Source organism: Nonomuraea sp. NPDC051298 (assembly GCF_055586305.1).
In genome coordinates, this window is record NZ_JBVJIM010000009.1 from 299,648 (window position 1) to 320,415 (window position 20,768).

The following is a 20,768-nucleotide window of genomic DNA, read 5'->3' on the forward strand; positions in this document are numbered from 1 at the left end:
TCGATTTCGGACAATCATGCCACTTAACGATGAATATCACATGGGTTGGCGGGTTGCAGAACCTCGATTCTGTTGCCCACCGGATCCGCGACGTGGATGCGCCGGTATCCAGGGAAAAGATCGTCTTCCGTTGCGTCTGGAAATTTCGCTATATAGGAGTCTAGATCATCGACGAGAAAGGCGAGATGGGCCTTGCGCGCGGGCCGGAAATCGTCCTCGATGCCGAGATGAACCTCCAGGTCATCGCCCCTGAACCAGACCCCGCCGCGCACGGCAAGCGCCGGCGGCTTGGGCACCTCACGCAAGCCGAGCACTCCCGTGTAGAACTCCCGCAACAGCGGCTCACTGCCACGCGGCGCGGCCAGTTGAACGTGATGCAGCGCTTCTATCCTCATTTCTGAGCCACCACGAAGATCCTCCGGAATGGGAACGGCGTGCCGTAACTCCTGGCCGGATACGCCTCGGCCAGCGACCCGGAGAGATCGCGCAGGAAACGCCGCTGCCCGGCCGGATCGAGCCGATCCAGGATCGGGCGCAGGGCGGTGCCGGAGACCCAGTCGAGCACCGGGTTCTCGCCCTGCAGAACGTGCACGTACGTCGTCTCCCAGGCATCCACCCGGACACCGCCCTGGTGGAGCAGATCGAGGTAGTCCAGCGGCTCGGCGACCGGGGCGTCCCTGCTGAAGTCGCCGAGCCTGTCGGACCAGGCGGGCGAGGAGCACAGCTCGCGGATGGCGACATGGCTGGGCGCGTCGAAGTTGCCCGGCACCTGGAAGGCCAGCCAGCCGCCCGGGGCCAGCGCCTCCACCCAGTGCTCCAACACGGCGCGGTGCTCGGGCACCCACTGCAGGACGGCGTTGGAGACGATCACGTCCACGGGCCGGTCGGGACGCCACGTGGCGACGTCGGCCACCGCGAACCTGACCTTCGACTCCAGCTCCCTGGCCTTGCCGATCATGGCCGGGGACGAGTCGAAGCCCTCCACGGTCGCGTTCGGCCAGCGAGTGCTCAGCTTCGTGGTGAGTTCGCCGCTGCCGCAGCCCGCGTCCACGACATAATCGGGCTCGACCGCGCCCACCCTGGAGACCAGCTCGACGAACGGCCGCGACCGCTCGTCGGCGTAGGCGGCGTAGGTCGCGGGATCCCAAATATCTCTCGACATGAAGATAATTGATATCGAGAGAGATATCTCGATGTCAAGACAGTACACTCTTGTGTCATGACGGAGGATGCTAGGGACGAGGTGGACCGCCTCGTCGCGGCTTGGCGAACGGAGCGCCCCGACCTCGACGTCGAGCCGCTCCAGGTGCTCTCCAGGGTGTCACGACTGGCCAAGCACCTCGACCGTGCGCGGCGGGCGGCGTTCGCCGAGCACGATCTGGAGCCGTGGGAGTTCGACGTGCTCACGGCGTTGCGGCGCGCGGGGAAGCCGTACGAGCTGAGCCCCGGGGCGCTGCTCCGGGCCACCCTGGTGACCTCTGGCACGATGACCAACCGCATCGACCGGCTCGCGCAGGCGCGGCTGGTCCGCCGCCGTCCCGATCCCGAGGACCGGCGGGGGGTGCTGGTGTCGTTGACGGACACGGGGCTGGCGCGGGTCGACGCGGCGTTCGACGACCTGCTGCGGAGGGAGCGGGAGCTGTTGTCGGGGTTGGAGGGTACGGACCGGCGAGCGCTGGCCTCCCTCCTCCGCACCCTCCTCGCCCCCTTCGACTCCCCCCACTGACCACCCTCTTCTCCCTCGGAAACCGCCCGCCTCCAGGCCACCGACCGCACAGGCTCCGACTGCCCGCCCCATGAACGACGACCTCCCGGGGGCGGGCTCTCTCAGGCAGCCAACCACCTGAACGCGGCCACCCTTCGGGCCGCCGATCATCCCCGAACGGCAGGCTCCGGGCAGCCAGCGCTCCCGTGGGCCGTCAGCTTCCCAGACGGCCGATCTTTGGCAGCGGCCGACTCCGGGCAGGTGACTCCGGGACGGCGTTTCGTGGAATGTCCGGCAGATCCCCGAAACCCGGTAGCGCTCCCCGGCCTTCCAAGGCGGTTTGGGCCCTGCCGGGCAGCATGAAGACCGCCAGGGACGCACGCTCGGGCGCAGGGACACCGCACGCTCGGGCGCAGGGACACCGCACGCTCGGGCGCAGGGACACCGCCGCTTACCGAGGTGCCGTGGGCGATGGCGAGGGGTTCGTCAGTCGCCCAGGCGGTCGGCCACCTCCAGCCACTCGGCTTCGATCGTGTCTTTCTGAACCGTGATCTCGCGGAGTTGGGCGTCGAGGGAGCCGAGCTTGGCGTAGTCGCTGGCCGCCTCAGCCATGGCGGCATGGAGGCGGGACTCCTGCTCGCCAAGCTTGTCGAGTTGGCGTTCGAGGCGGTTGAGCTCCTTACGTAGCTCGCGTTCCTCCTTGGCGGACAGCCCGGCCTGCTTGCCGGACAGCCCGGCCTGCGACGCCTGCCCGGCCGCCGTCGCTCCCCCTGCGGTGACTCCCCCCACGGTCGCGCCGGTCGCCGTGCCACCGACGGCCGTCGCAGTGCCCGCAGCCGTACCAGCGGCCGTGCTGGAGGCCGTCGGGGTGCCGAGGCCGAATCGGGCGGTGACAGCCGTGCCCGCGGCACGCCGTTCGAGGTACTCGTCCACCCCACCCGGCAGCAGCGACAACCTGCCGTCACCCAGCAGCGCCACGCACCGGTCGGTCACCCGCTCCAGGAAGTAGCGGTCGTGGCTGACCAGGACGAGCGTGCCGGGCCAGCCGTCCAGCAGGTCTTCGAGCTCGTTGAGGGTCTCGATGTCGAGGTCGTTGGTGGGCTCGTCGAGCAGCAGGACGTTGGGGTCGTCCATGAGCAGCCGCAGCAACTGCAGCCGCCGCCGCTCGCCGCCCGACAGGTCGCCGATCACCTTCCACTGCGCGTCGCCGCGGAAGCCCAGGCGTTCGAGAAGCTGGGAGGCGGTCCACTCGCGCTTACCGAGCTGGAGGTACTTGCGGATCTCCTCGACCGACTCCAGCACGCGCCGCGTCGGGTCCAGTTCGGCCAGCTCCTGGGACAGGTGCGCGAGGCGTACCGTCCTGCCCCTGACCACCCGGCCGGAGTCGGGGCTGACCGTGTCGGCGAGCAACCGCAGCACGGAGGACTTGCCCGACCCGTTGACGCCGATCAGCCCGATCCGGTCGCCCGGCCCGAACTGCCACGTCAGACGATCGAGCACCAGCGGCCCCGCGCCGGGGCCGCCCGCGTGCAGGGTGACGTCTTCGAGGTCGTAGACGGTCTTGCCGAGCCGGGCGGCGGCGAAGCGCATCAGCTCGACGGCCTCGCGCGCCGGCGGCTCGTTCGCGATCAGCGCCTGGGCGGCCTCGATGCGGAACTTCGGCTTGGACGTACGGGCGGGCGGGCCGCGCCGCAGCCAGGCGATCTCCTTGCGCATGAGGTTCTGGCGTCGTTCCTCGGCGGCCTGGGCGATGCGCGCGCGTTCGGCCTTGGCCAGCACGTACGCGGCGTATCCGCCCTCGTAACGCTCCACTCGCCCGTCGACGACCTCCCACGTGCGGGTGGACACGGCATCGAGGAACCACCGGTCGTGCGTCACCGCCACCAGCGCGCTCTTTCTGCCCGCCAGATGCCCGGCCAGCCACGCGATGGCCTCGATGTCGAGGTGGTTGGTGGGCTCGTCCAGCATGATCAGGTCGTGGTCGTCGATGAGCAGCTTGGCCAGCGCCGTACGCCTGCGTTCGCCGCCGGACAGTTCGCCCGCCTTGGCGTCGAGGTCGAGGTCGCCGATCAGGTTGGCGAGGATCTCGCGTACGCGCTGGTCGCCCGCCCACTCGTGCTCGGCCAGATCGCCCAGGACGATCTCGCGTACGGGGGTGGAGGGGTCGAGCGTGTCCTGCTGTGACAGGAAGCCGACGCGCAGGCTGCGGTTGTGGGTCACCCGACCGCTGTCGGGGCGTACGGTGCCGGCGAGAACGGACAGCAAGGTCGTCTTGCCGCCCCCGTTACGCCCGACCACGCCGATACGCTCACCGGCCTCCACGCCGAGCGAGACGTCGGCGAGGAGCGGCTTGGGCCCGTATGCATGGGAAACCGACTCAAGATTGACCAGATTCATGGCCTTCCCAGGGTATCGGCTCGTAACGGGCGCCACTCCAACCTGCGTCGAGTGGAGGAGCGGGAAAGTGCGGGCATGGGCGAAAGGGACCTGAAGTCAAGCGGGCGGACGCGTTCAAGGAGTCGAATCTCCGGGCTGCGCTGTCAACACTTTCACGATCTCCGACGCACCGCCAAACCCGATGATGCCCGTCTGTCGGCCCCATGCGGCCCCTCGGCAGGCCAGTCAGGCCGCGAGCCTGGCCGACGATCTCAAGATGCGCAGGGACGGGCGGCGGCCGCAGGTGAGAGCGGCACCAGGGACACGCGGAACGTACGGTCCCTGGCAGGGCCGGCTGCGAGACCGAACACATGGCCGCTGGCAGGCGCAGTTGCAAGACCAAGCGCACGGCCCTGGCACGAACGGTTGCCGGACCAAACGCACGGCTCTGGAACGGACAGTTGCGAGACCGCGCGTACGGCTCTGGCACGAACGGCGGTGAGGCCAAGGCGCACAGCCCCGGCACAAACGGTTGTGAGACCAAGGCGCACAGCCCCGGCACGAATGGCTGTGAGACCGAGCGTGTGACCGTTGGCAGGGGCGGTTGCGAGGCCGAGGGTGAGGCCCCGGGCAGGGGACGGGTGCGGGCTGGTGTTAGACGAGGGTGGCGCCGTGGACGGGGCCGTGGGCGGCCACTGCGGTGTGGGCGGCGCCGGTGGTGGTCAGGCTCTGGGCCAGGTCGCGGGCGTGGGTGGCGTCGATGGCCAGGAAGGCGCAGGTGGGTCCGGAGCCGGAGACGATCGCGCCCAGCGCGCCATGCTGGCGGCCCGAGTCGAGGGTGGGCGCGAGTTCGGGGCGGAGGTTGAGGGCGGCGGCCTGGAGGTCGTTGGTCAGGTGAGAGCCGAGGGCGTAGGCGTCGCCGGTGCCCAGAGCCTCCATCAGCGAATCGTCGAGCATGGGCCAGGGCACCTCGGCTCCCGAGGCCGCCCTGAGACGGTCGCACTCGGCGTACACGCTGGCCGTGGAGAGGCCGCCGTCCGCCAGCGCGAACACCCAGTGGAACATGCCTCCCGTGGGCAGCTCGCTCAACTGCTCGCCGCGGCCGGTGCCGACGGCGGTGCCGCCGATCAAGGAGAACGGTACGTCGCTGCCGAGGTCACCGGCGATCTCCATGAGATCTTCCATGGGCAGCCCAAGCCCCCACAGCTCGTTGCAGGCCACCAGGGCACCGGCGGCATCGGCACTGCCGCCCGCCATCCCCCCGGCCACGGGAATCTCCTTTTGGATGATCAGGTCGGCGCCGTAGGTGCGACCCGCGTGCTTGGCGAGCGCGCGGGCAGCGCGGATCGCCAGGTTGCAGTCATCGGTCGGCACCTGATCTGACCACTTCCCGTTCACCTGAACGGTGATCGACTCGGACTCCTTCGCCACGACCTCATCGAAGATCGACACTGCATGGAAGACGTTGACCAGGTCGTGGTAGCCATCTTCCCGGAGCGGGCCGACAGAAAGCTGCACGTTGACCTTCGCGGGCACACGTACGGTCACCGAACTCATCGATCTTCTGCCACTCTCATCACTTGCCGGGGTCAAGGACACTCGATGTTATCGGGGCCCGCTGCCCTGACATGCGGTTCTCGAAAATATGACCCGGAGGACTACCAGATATTCAACACGGAGAGTCAAGTTGGTGGGCATTTGCCCGATGCCGAGGACTAACGAAGAGTGGCCGGTCATCCGGTGAGCCAGCGTCGGCGAAGGCTGCTGTGTCCCGGCGACACCGGCGGCGAAGGCTACCGTGTCCCGGCGACGCACCCGCGGCGAAGGCTGCTGTGTCCTGGCGACGCACCGGCGGCGAAGGCTGCCGAGTCCTGGCGACACCGGCGGCCGGACTGCCTGCGCGGCAGGTGGGCCATGACACCGCCCGGGGTCGTGAGTCCTGCCGTTCGACTCGGGCATGTGAGGGCGGGACGGGACACGGGCTCGGGTCATGTCGGACGTCGGCGCGTGGAGCGATGACGGAACTTGGGTGATGACGGGATTTGGGCAGTGACGGGATTTGGCCGGTGGCCGAGCCAGGGCGGTGACCGAGCCCGGAGGTGGCCGAGCCTGGGCGGTGGCCGAGCCTGGGCGGTGGCCAAAACTAAGGCAGTGGCCGAGCTTGGGGCGTGGCCGCGTCGGAACTCGGTCGTGGGGTTGCCTGCGTGTGTCGGGCCTGCGAAACGCGTCTCGGACTGAGGGCAAGCGGCGTGATGGTGCTCACCCGGGACGTACGACGCCTCTGAAGGTGGTGCGGTAGTAGGACGAGGTGAGGAAGTTGGACTTTCTGACTATGTCGCCCGTCCTCGTGGCGTGGACCATGAGGCCACCCGTCAGGAACAGGGCCACGTGGGTCGGGTCGCCCGCGCCACCCCCGAAAAAGAGAAGATCCCCGGTACGGCGTGCGGCGAGAGGGATCCGGCGGCCCTGCCGGAACTGGGCCCCGGTGTAGTGACTCAGCCGTACGCCTGCTCTGGACCAGGCGTAGAGGGTCAGCCCGCTGCAGTCGAAGCCTCTGGTGCCGGATCCCCTGCCTATTCCCAAGGTGGGCCCCTTCGGGGAGCCTCCGCCCCAGGAGAAGGAGACGCCTATCTGGGTGATGGCGGCTGCGGCGGCGATCTGCCCCTTGGTCAGGACCTTGTTGGCAAGGAGCGGGCCGTTCGCTCGCGGTGGTGCGGTGGGGGCGGCATGAGCGGGGGCGGGCGTGAGAAGGGCGGCGAAGACTGCCGAGATGAGGACCAGGCACAGGGTGATGGCGTGGTGGAGCATTGCTGACCTCCCGGATGGATCGAGGTGGGAGGCCCAGCATCGGATGGGGGAAGGGTGGGCGGATCGGCCGAACGAGATTCTGTGGAGAGCGGTCGCTTATCCACAGCCGAAGGGGGACCTGCGGCTGTGCAGCCACGACGGCCCATCCTGGTCCGACAAGCCCGTGTGGTGGCAGCGGGGCGTGTCGAAGCGCGCCGACTCGGCCCATCGACCGTACGAGCGGACACCGGCACAGGGGCTCGACCCGCCGCGTCCCAGGCAGCTCGCCGCGTTCCAGGCAGCTCGACCCGCCGCGTTCCAGGTAGGAAGAAGCCCGGGCTGTTCTTGTGGTGATCCCGTCTCGTTCTCAACCGAGGCGGCCGGAGAGACCCAAGCGACCGAAGCGACCGAAGCGACCGAAGCGACGAGGAGCGTGCGGCGTTCGGTGTGGGTTCTGGCCGTGGTGAGGTGGGGGCAGGCCGTGGTGAGGGTGGGTCAGGGGCGTTGTTCGGCTATGCGGGCGAAGGCGTGGACGTCGAGTTGTTCGCCTCTCGTCGATGGGTCGACGCCCGCCGCGCGGAGGGCGCGTTCGGCGTCGGCGGCGGTGCCGGCCCAGGTGGAGAGGGCTGCGCGGAGGGTCTTGCGGCGCTGGGCGAAGGCCGCGTCCACGACCTCGAACACCTCCTCCCGCGTGGCTGAGGTCGGCGGGGGGTCGTGGCGGGTCAGGGAGACGAGGCCGGAGTCGACGTTGGGGACGGGCCAGAAGACAGTACGGCCGACGGGACCGGCACGGCGTACGTCCGCGTACCAGGCGGCCTTGACCGACGGCACTCCGTACACCTTCGAGCCCGGACCGGCGGCGAGCCGGTCGGCGACCTCCAACTGAACCATGACCAGGCCCTTGCGCAGCGACGGAAGGGCCTCCAGGAGGTGCAGCACCACCGGTACGGCCACGTTGTACGGCAGATTGGCCACCAGAGCGGTGGGCACGTGGCCGGACAGGTCGTCGAGCGTGACCTTCATGGCGTCGGCGTTGACGACCGTCAGGTCGCCGCCGGCGTCACGGTCGGCGGCCGTGATGGGGAGCTGGGCCGCGAGAACCGGGTCGATCTCGACGGCGACCACGTGAGCCGCCGACGGCAGGAGCGCGAGCGTGAGCGAGCCGAGCCCCGGCCCCACCTCGATGACGACGTCATCAGAGGACAGCTCGGCGACGCGGACGATGCGCCGGACCGTCCCCGCGTCGATCACGAAGTTCTGGCCAAGTCTTTTTGTCGGACGAAGATCTAGCTTGTTCGCCAAATTACGTATTTCCGCCGGGCCCAACAGGCTCATCATCCAACCAGTCTCTCGCATCGAAGAACGTGCGATGGCGGACGGGGAGACCAAGGGAGAGGATGGCGTGGAACAGGAAGGGACGTCCCTCATGGAGCCAACGGGCGCCGCGCCCCTCCGGCCTGCCGACCGGCGGGAGATCGGGCCGTACCGGCTGCTCGGGCGGCTCGGCGAGGGCGGGATGGGGACCGTGTTCCTCGCCCGCGCCCCGACGGGGCGTTTCGTCGCGCTCAAGGTGGTCAAGGCGGAGTTCGCCAATCAGCAGGGCTTCGCGGCCAGGTTCCACGCGGAGGTCGAGAACGCTCGGCGGGTGGCGTCGTTCTGCACAGCCCAGGTGCTGGACAACGGCGACACCGGGGACGGGCGGCCGTACATGGTCACCGAGTACATCGCCGGGACCCCTCTGTCCGACCAGATCACGACCTACGGAGCCCTGGACCCGGGGGCGTTGCACGGCGTCGCGCTGGGGGTCGCGGCGGCGCTCGCGGCCATCCACGTGGCAGGGCTGGTGCACAGGGACCTGAAGCCGGCGAACGTCATCCTCTCGCTCTCCGGCCCACGCGTGATCGACTTCGGCATCGCCAGAGCGCTCGACCGGGACACGGGGTTCACGCTGTCCGGTGAGCTGCTGGGGAGTCCTGGATGGTGGGCGCCCGAGCAGGTACGCGGTGAGGTCGTCAGCCCGGCGGCCGACATCTTCGCCTGGGGCTGCCTGGTGTCCTACGCCGGGAACGGGCGGCATCCGTTCGGGCGGGGCGACGCCGTCACGATGGCCACGCGGGTGCTCAACTCGCCGCCCGACCTGGGTGCGCTCCCGGTGCCGCTGAACGAGTTGGCGCGGCGGGCCACGTCGATGGACCCCGCCCTGCGCCCGACCGCGCAGGATCTGCTGATCGCCCTGGTGGGCGGCAGCGCCCCGGCACCGGCCGCCACCATCGCCGCCACGCCCGCGGGTGATCCGCCGACGCTCGTCGCGACCGAGTTGCTCGGCGGCTGGCAGCCGCCGCGGAACGTGGTGGACGGGCCGGACATCACGGCCGAGTTCACGACACCGCCGCCAGGCGATGCGACGGGCAGGGCGGTTCCGGGCCCAGCGGCTTCGGGGACAGGGCTGAGGTCTGGGTCTGGGTCTGGGCCGGGGTCTGGGCCGGGGTCGGAGCCGGGGTCGGGGTCGGGTCCCGGTGCTGGTCCCGGTGCTGGTCCCAGTGCTGGTCCCGGTGCTGGTGAACGTTCGGGGCAAAGTGCTGGTGAAAGTGCGGGTCCCGGCGCTGGTGAAGGTGTCGGTGCTGGTGAAGGTGCAGGCCCCGGCGCTGGTGAAGGTGCTGGTGAAGGTTCGGGGCGAGGAGTGGGTGCCGCGCCGGGTCAGGGATCACGGCCTGGCAGGGGTGGGCCGCCGTCGGCGTTCGGCGCCGCGGCCACGGCCGCGGCCGGGGCCGGGCCGGGTCTCGCCACGCCCGGCGGCCACGACCGGGGCGCGGCGGGCGTCCCGCCTCAGGCTCCGGTGTCCGTCGAGGAGCGGGCTCGCCGAGAGGAGCAGGCTGCCAGGGAGGAACTGGCCCGCTGGCAGGTCCCCGGCCGGGAAGAGGAACGACGACCGTCGCGGGTACGCGGGTTGTTACGCTCGACCGGACAACCCCGGCAACCACCGGCCCCTGCGCGACAGGAAACCGGAGCAGGCGCTGAGACCCGGCCCGGTGACGCCGTACCGACCGACCCGGGCGAGGACGACGGGGCCCGCGGCTCGCGTACGGCCGGGACCCGCTGGCTGATCGCCGCCGCCGCGGCCGTGCTGGCCATCGTCGTGACGGCGGGCGTGCTGATCGCCACCTCCGCTCGCGACACGACCACCACCACCGCCGCCCAGGGCACTCCACAGGCCGCCGGCAGCGCACGCCCGAACGACGTGGGACGCAGGTTCGCGCTGGGCGCCGACTTCGACGACCCCGTCGCCATCGTCGCGGCGGCACCGGAGTGCGGGCTGAAGGAGTACGAGGGCCAGATCGCCGCCCGAGGCCAGCTCTGCGTGGTGCGCTGGACGATGATCAACCCGGGCGGCGAGCGCCAGGTGCTGATCCAACCGGTGGTCACCATGGTCGACGACCGGGGCGGGGAGCACGACGCCGCCCCTGTGACCCTGCCGCCCGCCATCCTGCCCGGCGGGAGGGTGGACAGCGCGTTCGTGTTCGACCTGGCCGCCTACCGCAGGCCCGTACGGATGACCGCGACCATGCTCGAGAACGGCCGGCAGATCGAGGTGGCACTGTGACGATCTGGTCCGCGCTCGTCGCGCTCGTCGTCGCGGCGACGGGAGTTCCGGCCGTCGACACCCCCGCTGTGGCCTGCGCCGGAGCCGGGGCCGGGGCCGCCGACTTCGACGGTGACGGCATGGACGACGTCGCCGTGGGCGATCCGTTCGGCGGCGATCGGAAGGGGGCGGTGCACGTACTGTCCGGGGGCAAGGTGGTGCCCGTCGCCGTTCCCGGGCTGGTCGAGGGCGACGGTTTCGGCTGGTCCGTACGCCTCGCGCAGGTCAACGGCGACGCCTGCGCCGACCTGGTGATCGGCGCCCCGTACGCGGACGTGGACGGCGCCGAGGACGCCGGAGCCGCGTACGTGGTCTTCGGCGCGGGCGCCGCTCCCCCGCAGCGTCTGGTCGCGCCCCGGCCCCAGCGGTTCGCGCATTTCGGCTGGTCGCTGGCCGCCCGCGGCGACCTGGTCGCGATCGGCGCGCCGTACGAGGACGAGGCCCCGCTCGTCGACGTGGGCGCCGTCTACGTGCGCAAGGGCGCGGGCGAGCTGCGCCGGATCGGCCAGGAGACCGTGGACGTGCGGGGCAACAGCGAGGTGGGCGACCAGTTCGGCTGGTCGCTGGCGTTCGGGCCGAGGAACGGGCTGGTCGTGGGCGTCCCGTACGAGAACGCCGACGGCGCGGGCCGCCAGGTCGAGGCCGGGCGGATCGACTCGGGCTCGGTCGTCTTCATCGACGACGTGCTGGCCCAGCAGCTCACCTCGGACAAGCTCGACTCGCCGACCGACGCCTCAGGCGACCGGTACGGCTACGCGGTCGCCTACTCCGAGGGCTTCGGCTATGCCGTCGGCGCGCCGGGCCCCGGTTATGTGCAGCTCCTGGATCCGGCCAGGAAACCCGTGCGGACGGTGACGCGGGCGGGCGGGCAGGCGTTCGGGTTCTCGATGGCCACCTCGGCGGACGGGCGGCTGGCGATCGGCGCCCCCTACGGCGGCGGGGTGCGGGTGGTCTCGTGGCTGAACGCCTCGGAGGAGCGCGGGCTGGCCGGCAGTGACGGGCTGTTCGGCTGGTCGGTGGCCTTCAGCGGGAACAAGGTGTACGTGGGGCAGCCGGACGCGGGGCCGTACGGGAGGGTCGCGGTGGCCGGGCGCAACGCCGACACGGTCGAGCCGGTCCAACCCCAGAAAGGGGCCGACTTCGGCGTGTCGGTGTCAGGCTGAACGTCCCGGGACCCTCGGCCAGCCCCAATGTCAGGCGGTGCCGAAGAGGTGGGCGCCGCAGCTCGGCCACTGGCCGTGCCACCTGCCGCCCACCTGCTGGTACAGAAGCTGCGCCCGGTACGTCTGCTCCTCCTCCGGCCAGGCGCTCGGCAGCCCCATCCCGCCCACGGACTGCCACATGGGCAGGCTGAACTGGTACATGCCGTAGTAGGGCCCCTCCGGGTTGAACGCCGTCGGGTCGCCGTGCGACTCGCACTCGGCCAGGGCCTGCCAGTCGAGCCGGGCGGTCGCGGGCGCGATCTGCGCGGTGCGGGCGGGGGTGACGGTGATGACCGTCCCGTCCTTGGGGAAGCTGCCCAGCGGCGGGGTCACCCGGTAGCCTCGGCGCAGCTCGATGCGCTTCTGCCTCAGCACTTCGCGCACGGTCCTGGCGGTCGTACGCGAGGTCAGCCGCATGGTGCCCGCCACCACGTAGACCACGCGCCGGGTGTAGACGGTCAGCTCCATGCCCTCCAGCGGCACCGCGTCGCCGGGCGGGGCCGACAGCTTGCTCGCGGCGGGGGTGATGTCCAGCTCGGCCAGGGCGTCGCCGACGTTCGTGGCGGTGACGAGGTGCCTGCTGGTGTGGCCGTCGAGGGTCAGGGTGATGGGGCGGGCGCGGCGTACCTCGATGGTGGCGCCGTCGGCGACCTCCTCGTGGCCGGAGGGGTTCACGATGTCGCCGTACCCCATCGACACGCCGGCGTCGGCGAGCAGTTCGTGGACGGTCGCGGCGAAGGCGCGGACCGGCCTGCGCTCGCCGTCGACGACCACGATCACCTCTTTGACCAGGACCGACACCGCCACGAGCACGCCGACGGCCACCGCGCCGGCCAGGCACACGACGGGTGTCCACGGCGAACGCCACGGGATCGGCGGACGGGGCGCACGCCTCTTGCCTCGCACGAACCACCTCCGGTAGGGGGTAGGACCGCCCGAACGTTAGCGTCGCGCCCGTGCCCGCCTCCACCGGTTCACCAAAAGATGGTCACCACTCGCCGAAGACCGTGACTCCGTTGGCGCTGATCGCCTCGCACAACTCATCCGGATGGACCTTTTTGACCTCGGCCAGGCAGCGCAGGGTGAGCGGGATGAGGTAGGGGGCGTTGGGCTTGCCCCGGTGCGGGACGGGCGGCAGGTAGGGGGCGTCGGTCTCGACCAGCAGCAGCTCGGTGGGTGCGACCTCGGCCGCCGCACGGAGGTAGGCGGCGTTCTTGTACGTCACGGGCCCGGAAAACGACATGAAATATCCGGCGTCAACGCACTTTTTCGCCATTTCGGCGTCACCCGAATAGCTGTGGAAGACCACCTTGTCCGGCGCGCCCTCCTCCGCCAGCACCCTCAGCACGTCGTCGTGCGCCTCGCGGTCGTGGATGACCAGCGCCTTGCCGGTGCGCTTGGCGATCTCGACGTGGGCGCGAAAGCTCGCGTGCTGGTCGGCCTTGCTCGCCCAGTCGCGGTAGTAGTCGAGGCCGGTCTCACCGACCGCGCGCACCTGGGGCTGCCCGGCCAGTGCCTCGATCTCCGCCAGGACCTCGGGAGTGGCCCCGTGGGCCTCGTTGGGGTGGATGGCGACTCCGGCGTAGACCCCCTCCTGGTCGGCCGCCACCTGCGCGTTCCAGCGCGAGGAGGGCAGGTCGTAGCCGATCGTGACCAGCCTCGTCACCCCGACGGCGCGGGCGTCGTCGAGGATGCCGCGCACGCTCGCCCGTGCCGCCTGCGCGGCCAGCGCCACCGGGTCACCCGACGACGCCTGCCGGTCGCCCACCATGATGTCGAGGTGGCAGTGGCTGTCGAAGACGGGGGCGGAGAGCGGCTCGGGAGCGGCGGGAAGCTTGGTCACGGCATCCAACGTAGCCTCCCCGCGACCCGGCCGCGGCCACGCCACCTGTGCGGGGAACGTGGCCGGGCCGATCGCCCGCGGGTCACTCGCCCAGCCGGGCCAGCTCCTCGTCGACGACCTTGGGGTCCAGCTTCTTGAACAGCGGCACGGGCGGCGCGAGCGGCGTGCCCGGCTTGATCGGCCGGTGCTCCCAGCGGGCGGCCCCGTTGTATTCGCCGGTGATCACCGGGTAGGGGGTGCCGCCGTCTTCGTCGACCTCCTGGATCTCCGGCATGCCCGACCACACGCCCTCGCCGCCGAGCATGGCGAAGACCTTGTTGGACGAGCCGGGCAGGAACGGCGTGAGCATCGTCTTGGCGTCGTCGACCACCTGGAGCGCGACGTGCAGGATGGACCTCTGTCGCGCCGGGTCGTCCTTCAGCTTCCACGGCTCCTGCTCGGCCAGGTATTTGTTGGCCTCGCGGACCACGTCGAACGCCTCGGTGATCGCGTTCTTGAACCGCGACCGGCCCAGCTCCGCACCCACAGGACCGAACGCCTTGCGCGAACGCTCCAGCAGCGCCCGGTCGGCGTCGGTGAGGTCGCCGGGCTCGGGCACGGCCCCGAAGTTCTTGGCCGCCATCGAGATCGACCGGTTGACCAGGTTTCCCCAGGCCGCGACCAGCTCGCCGTTGTTGCGGTTGACGAACTCCTGCCAGGTGAAGTCGGTGTCCTGGTTTTCCGGGCCGGCCACGGCGATGTAGTAGCGCAGCGCGTCGGCGTCGTAGCGCGCCAGGAAGTCGCGTACGTAGATGACGACCTGCCGCGAGGAGGAGAACTTCTTGCCCTCCATCGTCAGGAACTCGCTGGAGACCACCTCGGACGGCACGTCGAGCGCCCCCAGCGAGCCGGGCGAGCCGTCGCGCCCGCCGATGCCGCTGTAGCCGTACAGCATCGCCGGCCAGATCTCGGCGTGGAAGACGATGTTGTCCTTGCCCATGAAGTAGTAGCCCCGGGCGTCGGGGTTCTGCCACCACTGGCGCCAGGCGTCGGGGTCGCCCGAGCGCCTGGCCCACTCGATGGAGGCCGACAGGTAGCCGATGACCGCGTCGAACCACACGTAGAGGCGCTTGTTGGGCTGGTCGCGCCAGCCGTCGAGCGGGATCGGCACGCCCCAGTCGAGGTCGCGGCTGATCGCGCGCGGCTGCAGGTCGCCCAGCAGGTTGAGGGCGAACTTGAGCACGTTGGGCCGCCACTCGCCCTGCTTGGCGCGCAGGTAGGTGCCGAGCACCTCGGCGAAGGCGGGCAGGTCGAGCATGAAGTGCTCGGTCTCGACGAACGTCGGCTTCTCGCCGTTGATGCGGCTGCGGGGATTGATGAGCTGGATCGGGTCGAGCTGGTTGCCGCAGTTGTCGCACTGGTCGCCGCGCGCCCCGTCGTAGCCGCAGATGGGGCAGGTGCCCTCGATGTAGCGGTCGGGCAGGGTGCGGCCGGTGGAGGGGGAGATCGCCCCCATTGTGGTCTTGGGGAAGATGTAGCCGTTGGCGTGGAGGCCCTTGAAGATCTCTTGCGTGACGGCGTAGTGGTTTCGCGTGGTGGTCCTGGTGAACAGGTCGTAGGACAGGCCGAGCCCGGTCAGGTCTTCGGCGATGACGCGGTTGTAGCGGTCGGCCAGCTCTCTGGCGCTCACGCCCTCCTTGTCGGCCTGCACCTGGATGGGCGTGCCGTGCTCGTCGGTGCCGGAGACCATCAGCACCTTGTTGCCCGCCATCCGCTGGTAGCGGCTGAAGACGTCGGACGGCACGCCGAACCCTGAGACGTGCCCGATGTGGCGGGGGCCGTTAGCGTACGGCCACGCGACGGCGGTCAAGATGTGCTGGGACATGTTCCTAAGCCTACGGGGATCGCGAAGAAGCCTCGAACCGATTACCCGCGAGCCCCCTCAGCGCGCCGCGGGCCCGCCCCTGCCTACCGCTTCGACTTCTCCAGCGAGACCGCCTCCGCCGCCTCCTCGGCCGCCTTGGCAGCCACGTCGACCGAACTCTCGCGGGTGCGGCGGATGCCCAGGATGCTGATGAACAGCGCCGCGAAGATCGTCTGGAAGCTCATGATGAGCGCCGTGGCGGACGGCACGACGATACGCAGCGACTCGCGCGGATTCAGCTCGCCGAAGCTGCGGATCTGCCAGTGCACCAGCGACATCACCAGGCCGACCAGACCGGCCAGCGCCAGCATCCCGCCGACCACGAGCCCCTTCTCCAGGCTCACGATGCCGATCAGTCTGCGGATGCGCGGCGACTCCGGCAGGAACCCCTCCTCGGCCGCGTAGACCTTGGTGAACACGGCGAACAGGGCCGCCTGGAAGCCGATCACCACCAGCGCGGACGACCCGACCAGGGTGTCGACGTCGAAGGCCAGCTCACCGATCTCGACCGGGCCGAAGGTCAGCGCCGTGCCGGCGACCAGGCCGATGATCATCATCAGCACGCCGGGGTAGAAGAACAGCCACTTCGGGCTGTAGAGGAGCAGGAAGCGCAGGTGGCGCCAGCCGTCGCGCCAGGAGCGCAGGTGCGGCGGGCGGGAGCGGCCATCGGGCGAGAGCGTGGTCGGCACCTCGCGTACGTCGAGCCCGGACAGCGTGGAGCGGACCACCATCTCCGAGGCGAACTCCATGCCGCCGGTCTGGAGCTGCAGCCGCAGGATCGAGTCGCGCCTGAACCCGCGCAGCCCGCAGTGGAAGTCACCGATCGCCGACGGGAAGAACAGCCGCCCGACGAACGACAGCACCGGGTTTCCCAGGTAGCGGTGGAGCGGCGGCATGGCACCGGGGGCGATGCCGCCCTTGAATCGGTTGCCCATCACGAGATCGGCGCCGTCGCGCAACTGCTCGACGAACGGCATCAACGCGGTGAAGTCGTAGGAGTCGTCGGCGTCGCCCATGATCACGAACTTGCCGCGCGCCGCCCTGATGCCGCCGATGAGGGCGTTTCCGTAGCCCTTCTCGTCGACATGGACCACGCGGGCGCCGGCATCGCGGGCGAGCTGCTGCGAGCCGTCCGTGCTGCCGTTGTCGGCGATCAGCACTTCGCCCTCGATGCCGTGCTCCTCCATGCACGCCAACGCCTTGCGTACACAGACTTCCACGGTCTCCGCCTCATTGAGGCAGGGCATGACCACCGTCAGTTCCACGTGTCTACCCTTCGGTTAAGGCTCTTCAGTGGACCATCATGCCCTGAACGCGACGGTGGTCGGGCACAGACGTGAAAACGACTGGCATTCTTTACAGCATGGTGAGCGTCGCGGAGATTACCCCTGTGAACCACTCCGCTCCAGGCCGGGCAGCTCGTGCGCTGTCCATGCTGCGCAGGCATCGGGTGTTCGCCGCGGCCTTCGGCGGCGGCGCCGTGCTGCGGCTCATCACCATGCTCGGCTACGGCCCGGCCATGTGGTTCAACGACTCCTACGAGTACGTCTCGGTGGCGTTGCACCCGCGGCCGCACCCGATCAGGCCCGACGGCTACAGCTTCTGGCTGATGCTGCTCAAGCCGTTCCACAGCTTCGCCCTGGTCACCTTCACCCAGCACCTGATGGGCCTGGCCACGGCGTGCCTGATCTACGCGCTGCTGCGGATCAAGTTCCGGCTGCCGAAGTGGGGGGCCACGCTGGCGGCGGTGCCCGTGCTGTTCGACGCCTACCAGATCCAGCTCGAGCAGTTGGTGATGTCCGACACGCAGTTCATGCTGCTCGTCGTCGGCGTGATCACGATGGTGCTGTGGAAGCGGCGGCTGACCTGGCAGGCCGGGGCGGTCGTCGGCCTGCTGCTCGCGATGACTTGGCTGACCCGCTCGATCGGCCTGCCGATCCTGGCGCTCGTGGTGCTCTATCTGCTGGTCAAGCGCACCGGGTGGCGGCCGATCGCGGCGGTGGTCACGGCCTGCGCGATCCCGGTGATGGCGTACATGGGGTGGTTCGCCTCCGCGTACGGCAAGTTCGCGATGACCAACAGCGACGGGCTCATCCTGTACATGCGCACGGCCATCTTCGCCGACTGCAACAAGATGGACATCGACAAGTACAAAGAGGTCCAGCTCCTGTTGCTGTGCATCAACGACCCGGTGAGCCAGCGCAAGGACTACGCGCAGTGGTACCTGTGGGGTCAGGGCAACGGCGACGGCACCGGCACCGGCGAGGTGCTGCACCGGTGGGGCATCAACAAGAAGTGGAGCGAGATCACCAACGACGCCGCCAGCAAGTTCGCGACGCGGGCGATCCTGTCGCAGCCGGGCGACTATCTCAAGGTGGTCGCGCGTGACTTCTTCCGCTCGTTCCACTGGTCGCGCCCGCGCTTCCCCGACGAGTCGACGTACAACATGTACCGGTTCAAGCCGTACGTCGAGGTCGACGACACCGGGCAGCCCAAACGGCTGCCGAAGTGGGCGTCCTACGCGGGGGGCCGCACCGACACCGACGCGTTCAGCTACGAGCAGGGCCCGCCGGAGACGCGGGTCGTGCACCCGTGGGCCGACGTCATGAGCGCCTACCAGAAGGTGTTCTACCTGCCCGGCATCGCGCTCGGCGGCATCCTGCTGATCGGCCTGTACGGCGTCGCGGTGCGCTGGCGCAGGTTCGGCGGGCCGGTGGTGCTGCCGTGGCTGGGCGCGATGGGGCTGCTGCTCGCCCCGGCGGCGTCGGCGGAGTTCGACTACCGCTACGTGCTCCCCGCGGTGCCGCTGGCCTGCGTGGCCGCGGCGATCACGCTGCGCCACGGGGTCACTTGGGGGCGACGCCGACCCAGGAGTTCAGCAGCATCCGGGCCCACCACTGGGCGTGCGTGACGGTCTCGCCGGTGAGCACCGGTGACAGCCACCAGAAGTTGACCAGCACGACGAGCGCGAGCGCGCCCGCGCCCGCCGCGCCGACGGCCCGCCTGGTGGGGCCGGCGTCCCGCCTGCCCAGCACCAGCCCGGCGCACAGCGTGAGTGCCAGCACCATGAACGGCACGACGGGGATCATGTAGAACAGGTACATCGTGCGGTTGTCGGCGATGGCGTAGTAGAACCACGGCAGCCAGCCGACGGCGAAGGCCAGCAGGGTCGCGCCCGCCCGCCAGTCGCGGGAGGAGACGTACCACACGATGAGCGCGATCAGCGCGAGCGCGGCGGCGTACCAGAGGGCGGGGGTGCCGACGCCGTACACGGCCTGTGCGCAGTCCTGGCCGCCGCAGGCGTTCTTGGTGCCCTGGTAGTGGAAGGGGACGGGGCGCACCAGCAGCGGCCACTGCCAGGGCTCCGACATGTACTCGTGGTAGTCCTCCAGGTCGCTGTGGAAGCCGAGCACCTGGACCTGGTACTGCAGCCACGACCGCACCGAGTCGAACACGAAGAAGAAGGGCCCCTGGGAGGTGGCCTGGTCCCAGTTGCGGCCCCAGCCGCCGGCGGTGGCGAACCAGCCGGTCCACGACGCGACGAAGGCCGCGGCGGGCACGAGCGCCATGGCCCCGAACGCGCCCGGCCCGTCGTGGGCCAGCGCCCCCCGGTACGGCTCCCGCAGCCCCAGCGCCCGCCGCGCCCCCGCGTCCCACATGAGCGACAGGACCGCGAAGGCCAGCAGGAAGAAGATCCCCGACCATTTGACCGCGCACGCGGCCCCCAGGCAGAACCCGGCCGCCAGCCGCCACGGCCGTAACCCGAGCCGCGGGCCCAGCGCGGTCACCGGCGAGGCGTCGCGCAGGTCGGCCAGCCGCCGCCGCGCCCAGTCGCGGTCGGTCACCAGGCAGGCGAACCCGGCCAGCACCCAGAACATCAGGAAGATGTCGAGCAGCGCCGTACGCGACAGCACCAGGTGCAGGCCGTCGAGCGCCAGCAGCAGCCCGGCCAGGCAGCCGAGCAGCGTCGAACGGGTCATCCTGCGCGCCACCCTGGCCATGACCAGGATCGACAGCGTGCCGACGAGTGCCGCCGCGAAGCGCCAGCCGAACGGGGTCACGCCGAACAGCCACTCGCCCGCCGCGATCATCCACTTGCCCAGCGGCGGGTGGGCCACGAAGGAGGCGCAGTCGGCGGGCTGCGCGCACTGCTTGAAGACGTCGAGGTTCCCGGCGAGCAGGCGCCGGTCGGCGATGGGGTTCTTGGCGTCGCCCAGCATGGTGCGCTCGACGCCGTGGACGATCAGGGAGTAGGCGTCCTTGGCGTAGTACGTCTCGTCGAAGACCAGGGCCCTGGGCTCGCCGAGCCGGAGAAACCGGAGCAGACCGCCAAAGATCGCCACGGCGAGGGGCCCGGCCCAGCCCAGGAGGGCCGTGCCCTGGATCGGCGGGACGAGCCGCTGCGCCGAAGGCCCCCGATTGTTCACGATGCGCACCCTATGGCGTGGCGGATCTCCTGTGAACCAGGTCATACAGCTCCCGTTTGGGGATGCCCGCGCCCTTGGCCACGCCGGTGACGGCCGTGTTGCGCCGCTCTCCCTCGGCGACCCTGCGCTCGACCTCCGCGACCAGCGCGTCGAGGTCGTGCTCGGTCTCGCCAGGCACGTGCCCGGCGACGACCACCGTGATCTCGCCCTTGACGCCGGGGGCCGCCCACTCGGCCAGCTCGCCGAGGCCGCCCCTGCGCACCTCCTCGTAGGTCTTGGTCAGCTCCCTGCACACCGCGGCCTGCCGGTCGGGGCCGAACGCCTGCGCCATCGCCTCCAGGGAGCCGGCCAGCCGGTGCGGCGACTCGAAGAAGACCATCGTGCGCTGCTCGGTCGCCAGCTCGGCCAGGCGGCGGGCCCGCTCGCCCGGCTTGCGCGGCGGGAACCCCTCGAAGCAGAACCGGTCGCTGGCCAGCCCGGACACGGCCAGCGCGGTGGTGACCGCGCTCGGCCCCGGCAGCGCGGTGACGGTGACGCCCGCCTCGACGGCCAGGCGGGTCAGGCGGTAGCCGGGATCGGAGACGCCCGGCATGCCCGCGTCGGTGATGACCACGACCGTGCGGCCCTGCCTGAGCGTCTCGACCAGCTCCTGGGCCCGGACCACCTCGTTCTGGTCGTAGTAGGACACCACCCGGCCGGTCAGCTCGACGCCGAGGTCGGACGCGAGCCTGCGCAGCCGCCTGGTGTCCTCGGCGGCCACGACGTCGGCGCTCGCCAACGCCTCGCGCAGCCGGGGCGAGACGTCTCCGACCTGGCCTATGGGGGCTCCTGCCAGCACCAACCTGCCGTTCCCTGTCACCCGACCATTGTGGCAGGGCATCCCAA

Annotated in this window: 16 protein-coding genes; 4 read left to right on the plus strand and 12 right to left on the minus strand. The window is 70.4% G+C overall.

The features are described 5' to 3' along the window. Window positions 1-23: 23 nt before the first annotated feature. Window positions 24-395, minus strand: a complete 372-nt coding sequence (locus ACZ6S0_RS26445) for a VOC family protein (RefSeq protein WP_465921993.1) — start codon at window positions 393-395, stop codon at window positions 24-26. Next, window positions 392-1,162 (minus strand): trans-aconitate 2-methyltransferase, encoded by a 771-nt coding sequence (locus ACZ6S0_RS26450; RefSeq protein ID WP_465921994.1) that lies wholly within the window; start codon window positions 1,160-1,162, stop codon window positions 392-394. The genes ACZ6S0_RS26445 and ACZ6S0_RS26450 overlap by 4 nt, the downstream gene beginning before the upstream one ends. Window positions 1,163-1,219: 57 nt before the next feature. Between ACZ6S0_RS26450 and ACZ6S0_RS26455 the strand changes: the two genes are divergently transcribed. Further along, window positions 1,220-1,726: a MarR family winged helix-turn-helix transcriptional regulator gene (locus ACZ6S0_RS26455; protein ID WP_344880522.1), complete on the plus strand. Its 507-nt coding sequence runs from the start codon at window positions 1,220-1,222 to the stop codon at window positions 1,724-1,726. 465 nt (window positions 1,727-2,191) lie between these two features. Here the strand turns inward: ACZ6S0_RS26455 and ACZ6S0_RS26460 are convergent, their stop codons facing one another. The 4 genes from ACZ6S0_RS26460 to rsmA form a co-directional block, all read right to left on the minus strand. Then, window positions 2,192-4,102, minus strand: coding sequence for an ABC-F family ATP-binding cassette domain-containing protein (locus tag ACZ6S0_RS26460; RefSeq protein ID WP_465921995.1), 1,911 nt, complete (start codon window positions 4,100-4,102; stop codon window positions 2,192-2,194). A gap of 633 nt (window positions 4,103-4,735) precedes the next feature. After that, the gene (locus ACZ6S0_RS26465; protein ID WP_465921996.1) at window positions 4,736-5,638 is read right to left on the minus strand and encodes a 4-(cytidine 5'-diphospho)-2-C-methyl-D-erythritol kinase; all 903 of its coding nucleotides are present in this window, start codon (window positions 5,636-5,638) and stop codon (window positions 4,736-4,738) included. Between the two features lie 702 nt (window positions 5,639-6,340). Next, window positions 6,341-6,889 carry an NlpC/P60 family protein gene (locus tag ACZ6S0_RS26470; RefSeq protein WP_465921997.1) on the minus strand — a complete coding sequence of 183 codons (549 nt, stop codon included), beginning with the start codon at window positions 6,887-6,889 and terminating at the stop codon, window positions 6,341-6,343. A gap of 474 nt (window positions 6,890-7,363) precedes the next feature. Next, window positions 7,364-8,224 carry a 16S rRNA (adenine(1518)-N(6)/adenine(1519)-N(6))-dimethyltransferase RsmA gene (gene rsmA, locus ACZ6S0_RS26475; protein WP_465921998.1) on the minus strand — a complete coding sequence of 287 codons (861 nt, stop codon included), beginning with the start codon at window positions 8,222-8,224 and terminating at the stop codon, window positions 7,364-7,366. 70 nt (window positions 8,225-8,294) lie between these two features. On the opposite strand from rsmA, the gene ACZ6S0_RS26480 reads away from it, so the two are divergent. Together ACZ6S0_RS26480 and ACZ6S0_RS26485 are read left to right on the plus strand one after the other, a co-directional pair. Then, window positions 8,295-10,469 carry a serine/threonine-protein kinase gene (locus ACZ6S0_RS26480; RefSeq protein WP_465921999.1) on the plus strand — a complete coding sequence of 725 codons (2,175 nt, stop codon included), beginning with the start codon at window positions 8,295-8,297 and terminating at the stop codon, window positions 10,467-10,469. Continuing rightward, window positions 10,466-11,671, plus strand: a complete 1,206-nt coding sequence (locus tag ACZ6S0_RS26485; protein ID WP_465922000.1) for a hypothetical protein — start codon at window positions 10,466-10,468, stop codon at window positions 11,669-11,671. The genes ACZ6S0_RS26480 and ACZ6S0_RS26485 overlap by 4 nt, the downstream gene beginning before the upstream one ends. 30 nt (window positions 11,672-11,701) lie before the next feature. Here ACZ6S0_RS26485 and ACZ6S0_RS26490 read toward each other — a convergent pair whose 3' ends face one another. The 4 genes from ACZ6S0_RS26490 to ACZ6S0_RS26505 all read right to left on the minus strand — a co-directional run bounded on the left by ACZ6S0_RS26490 (window position 11,702) and on the right by ACZ6S0_RS26505 (window position 16,721). Further along, window positions 11,702-12,616: a resuscitation-promoting factor gene (locus ACZ6S0_RS26490; protein WP_465922001.1), complete on the minus strand. Its 915-nt coding sequence runs from the start codon at window positions 12,614-12,616 to the stop codon at window positions 11,702-11,704. Between the two features lie 82 nt (window positions 12,617-12,698). Beyond that, on the minus strand, window positions 12,699-13,553 hold the full coding sequence (locus tag ACZ6S0_RS26495; protein ID WP_465922002.1) for a TatD family hydrolase: 855 nt from the start codon (window positions 13,551-13,553) through the stop codon (window positions 12,699-12,701). A gap of 82 nt (window positions 13,554-13,635) precedes the next feature. Continuing rightward, window positions 13,636-15,417 carry a methionine--tRNA ligase gene (gene metG, locus ACZ6S0_RS26500; RefSeq protein ID WP_465922003.1) on the minus strand — a complete coding sequence of 594 codons (1,782 nt, stop codon included), beginning with the start codon at window positions 15,415-15,417 and terminating at the stop codon, window positions 13,636-13,638. Window positions 15,418-15,500: 83 nt separating this feature from the next. Continuing rightward, a complete protein-coding gene (locus ACZ6S0_RS26505) occupies window positions 15,501-16,721 on the minus strand; it encodes a glycosyltransferase family 2 protein (RefSeq protein ID WP_465922004.1) in 1,221 nt (406 codons plus the stop codon). Window positions 16,722-16,846: 125 nt separating this feature from the next. On the opposite strand from ACZ6S0_RS26505, the gene ACZ6S0_RS26510 reads away from it, so the two are divergent. Beyond that, window positions 16,847-18,367 (plus strand): hypothetical protein, encoded by a 1,521-nt coding sequence (locus ACZ6S0_RS26510; RefSeq protein WP_465922005.1) that lies wholly within the window; start codon window positions 16,847-16,849, stop codon window positions 18,365-18,367. Here ACZ6S0_RS26510 and ACZ6S0_RS26515 read toward each other — a convergent pair. Then, on the minus strand, window positions 18,303-19,883 hold the full coding sequence (locus ACZ6S0_RS26515) for a dolichyl-phosphate-mannose--protein mannosyltransferase (protein ID WP_465922006.1): 1,581 nt from the start codon (window positions 19,881-19,883) through the stop codon (window positions 18,303-18,305). The two genes, ACZ6S0_RS26510 and ACZ6S0_RS26515, sit on opposite strands and share 65 nt — an antisense overlap. Window positions 19,884-19,893: 10 nt before the next feature. Beyond that, complete coding sequence (gene rsmI / locus ACZ6S0_RS26520; RefSeq protein WP_465922007.1) at window positions 19,894-20,742, minus strand: 16S rRNA (cytidine(1402)-2'-O)-methyltransferase; 849 nt, start codon at window positions 20,740-20,742, stop codon at window positions 19,894-19,896. Between the last annotated feature and the right edge of the window lie 26 nt (window positions 20,743-20,768).

What these genes read in the sequence shown, in the direction of transcription:
- ACZ6S0_RS26445 (WP_465921993.1), bottom strand. Translation starts at nt 395, where the DNA reads ATGAGGATAGAAGCGCTGCATCACGTTCAACTGGCCGCGCCGCGTGGC.
- ACZ6S0_RS26450 (WP_465921994.1), bottom strand. Translation starts at nt 1,162, where the DNA reads ATGTCGAGAGATATTTGGGATCCCGCGACCTACGCCGCCTACGCCGAC.
- ACZ6S0_RS26455 (WP_344880522.1), top strand. Translation starts at nt 1,220, where the DNA reads ATGACGGAGGATGCTAGGGACGAGGTGGACCGCCTCGTCGCGGCTTGG.
- ACZ6S0_RS26460 (WP_465921995.1), bottom strand. Translation starts at nt 4,102, where the DNA reads ATGAATCTGGTCAATCTTGAGTCGGTTTCCCATGCATACGGGCCCAAG.
- ACZ6S0_RS26465 (WP_465921996.1), bottom strand. Translation starts at nt 5,638, where the DNA reads ATGAGTTCGGTGACCGTACGTGTGCCCGCGAAGGTCAACGTGCAGCTT.
- ACZ6S0_RS26470 (WP_465921997.1), bottom strand. Translation starts at nt 6,889, where the DNA reads ATGCTCCACCACGCCATCACCCTGTGCCTGGTCCTCATCTCGGCAGTC.
- rsmA (WP_465921998.1), bottom strand. Translation starts at nt 8,224, where the DNA reads ATGCGAGAGACTGGTTGGATGATGAGCCTGTTGGGCCCGGCGGAAATA.
- ACZ6S0_RS26480 (WP_465921999.1), top strand. Translation starts at nt 8,295, where the DNA reads ATGGAGCCAACGGGCGCCGCGCCCCTCCGGCCTGCCGACCGGCGGGAG.
- metG (WP_465922003.1), bottom strand. Translation starts at nt 15,417, where the DNA reads ATGTCCCAGCACATCTTGACCGCCGTCGCGTGGCCGTACGCTAACGGC.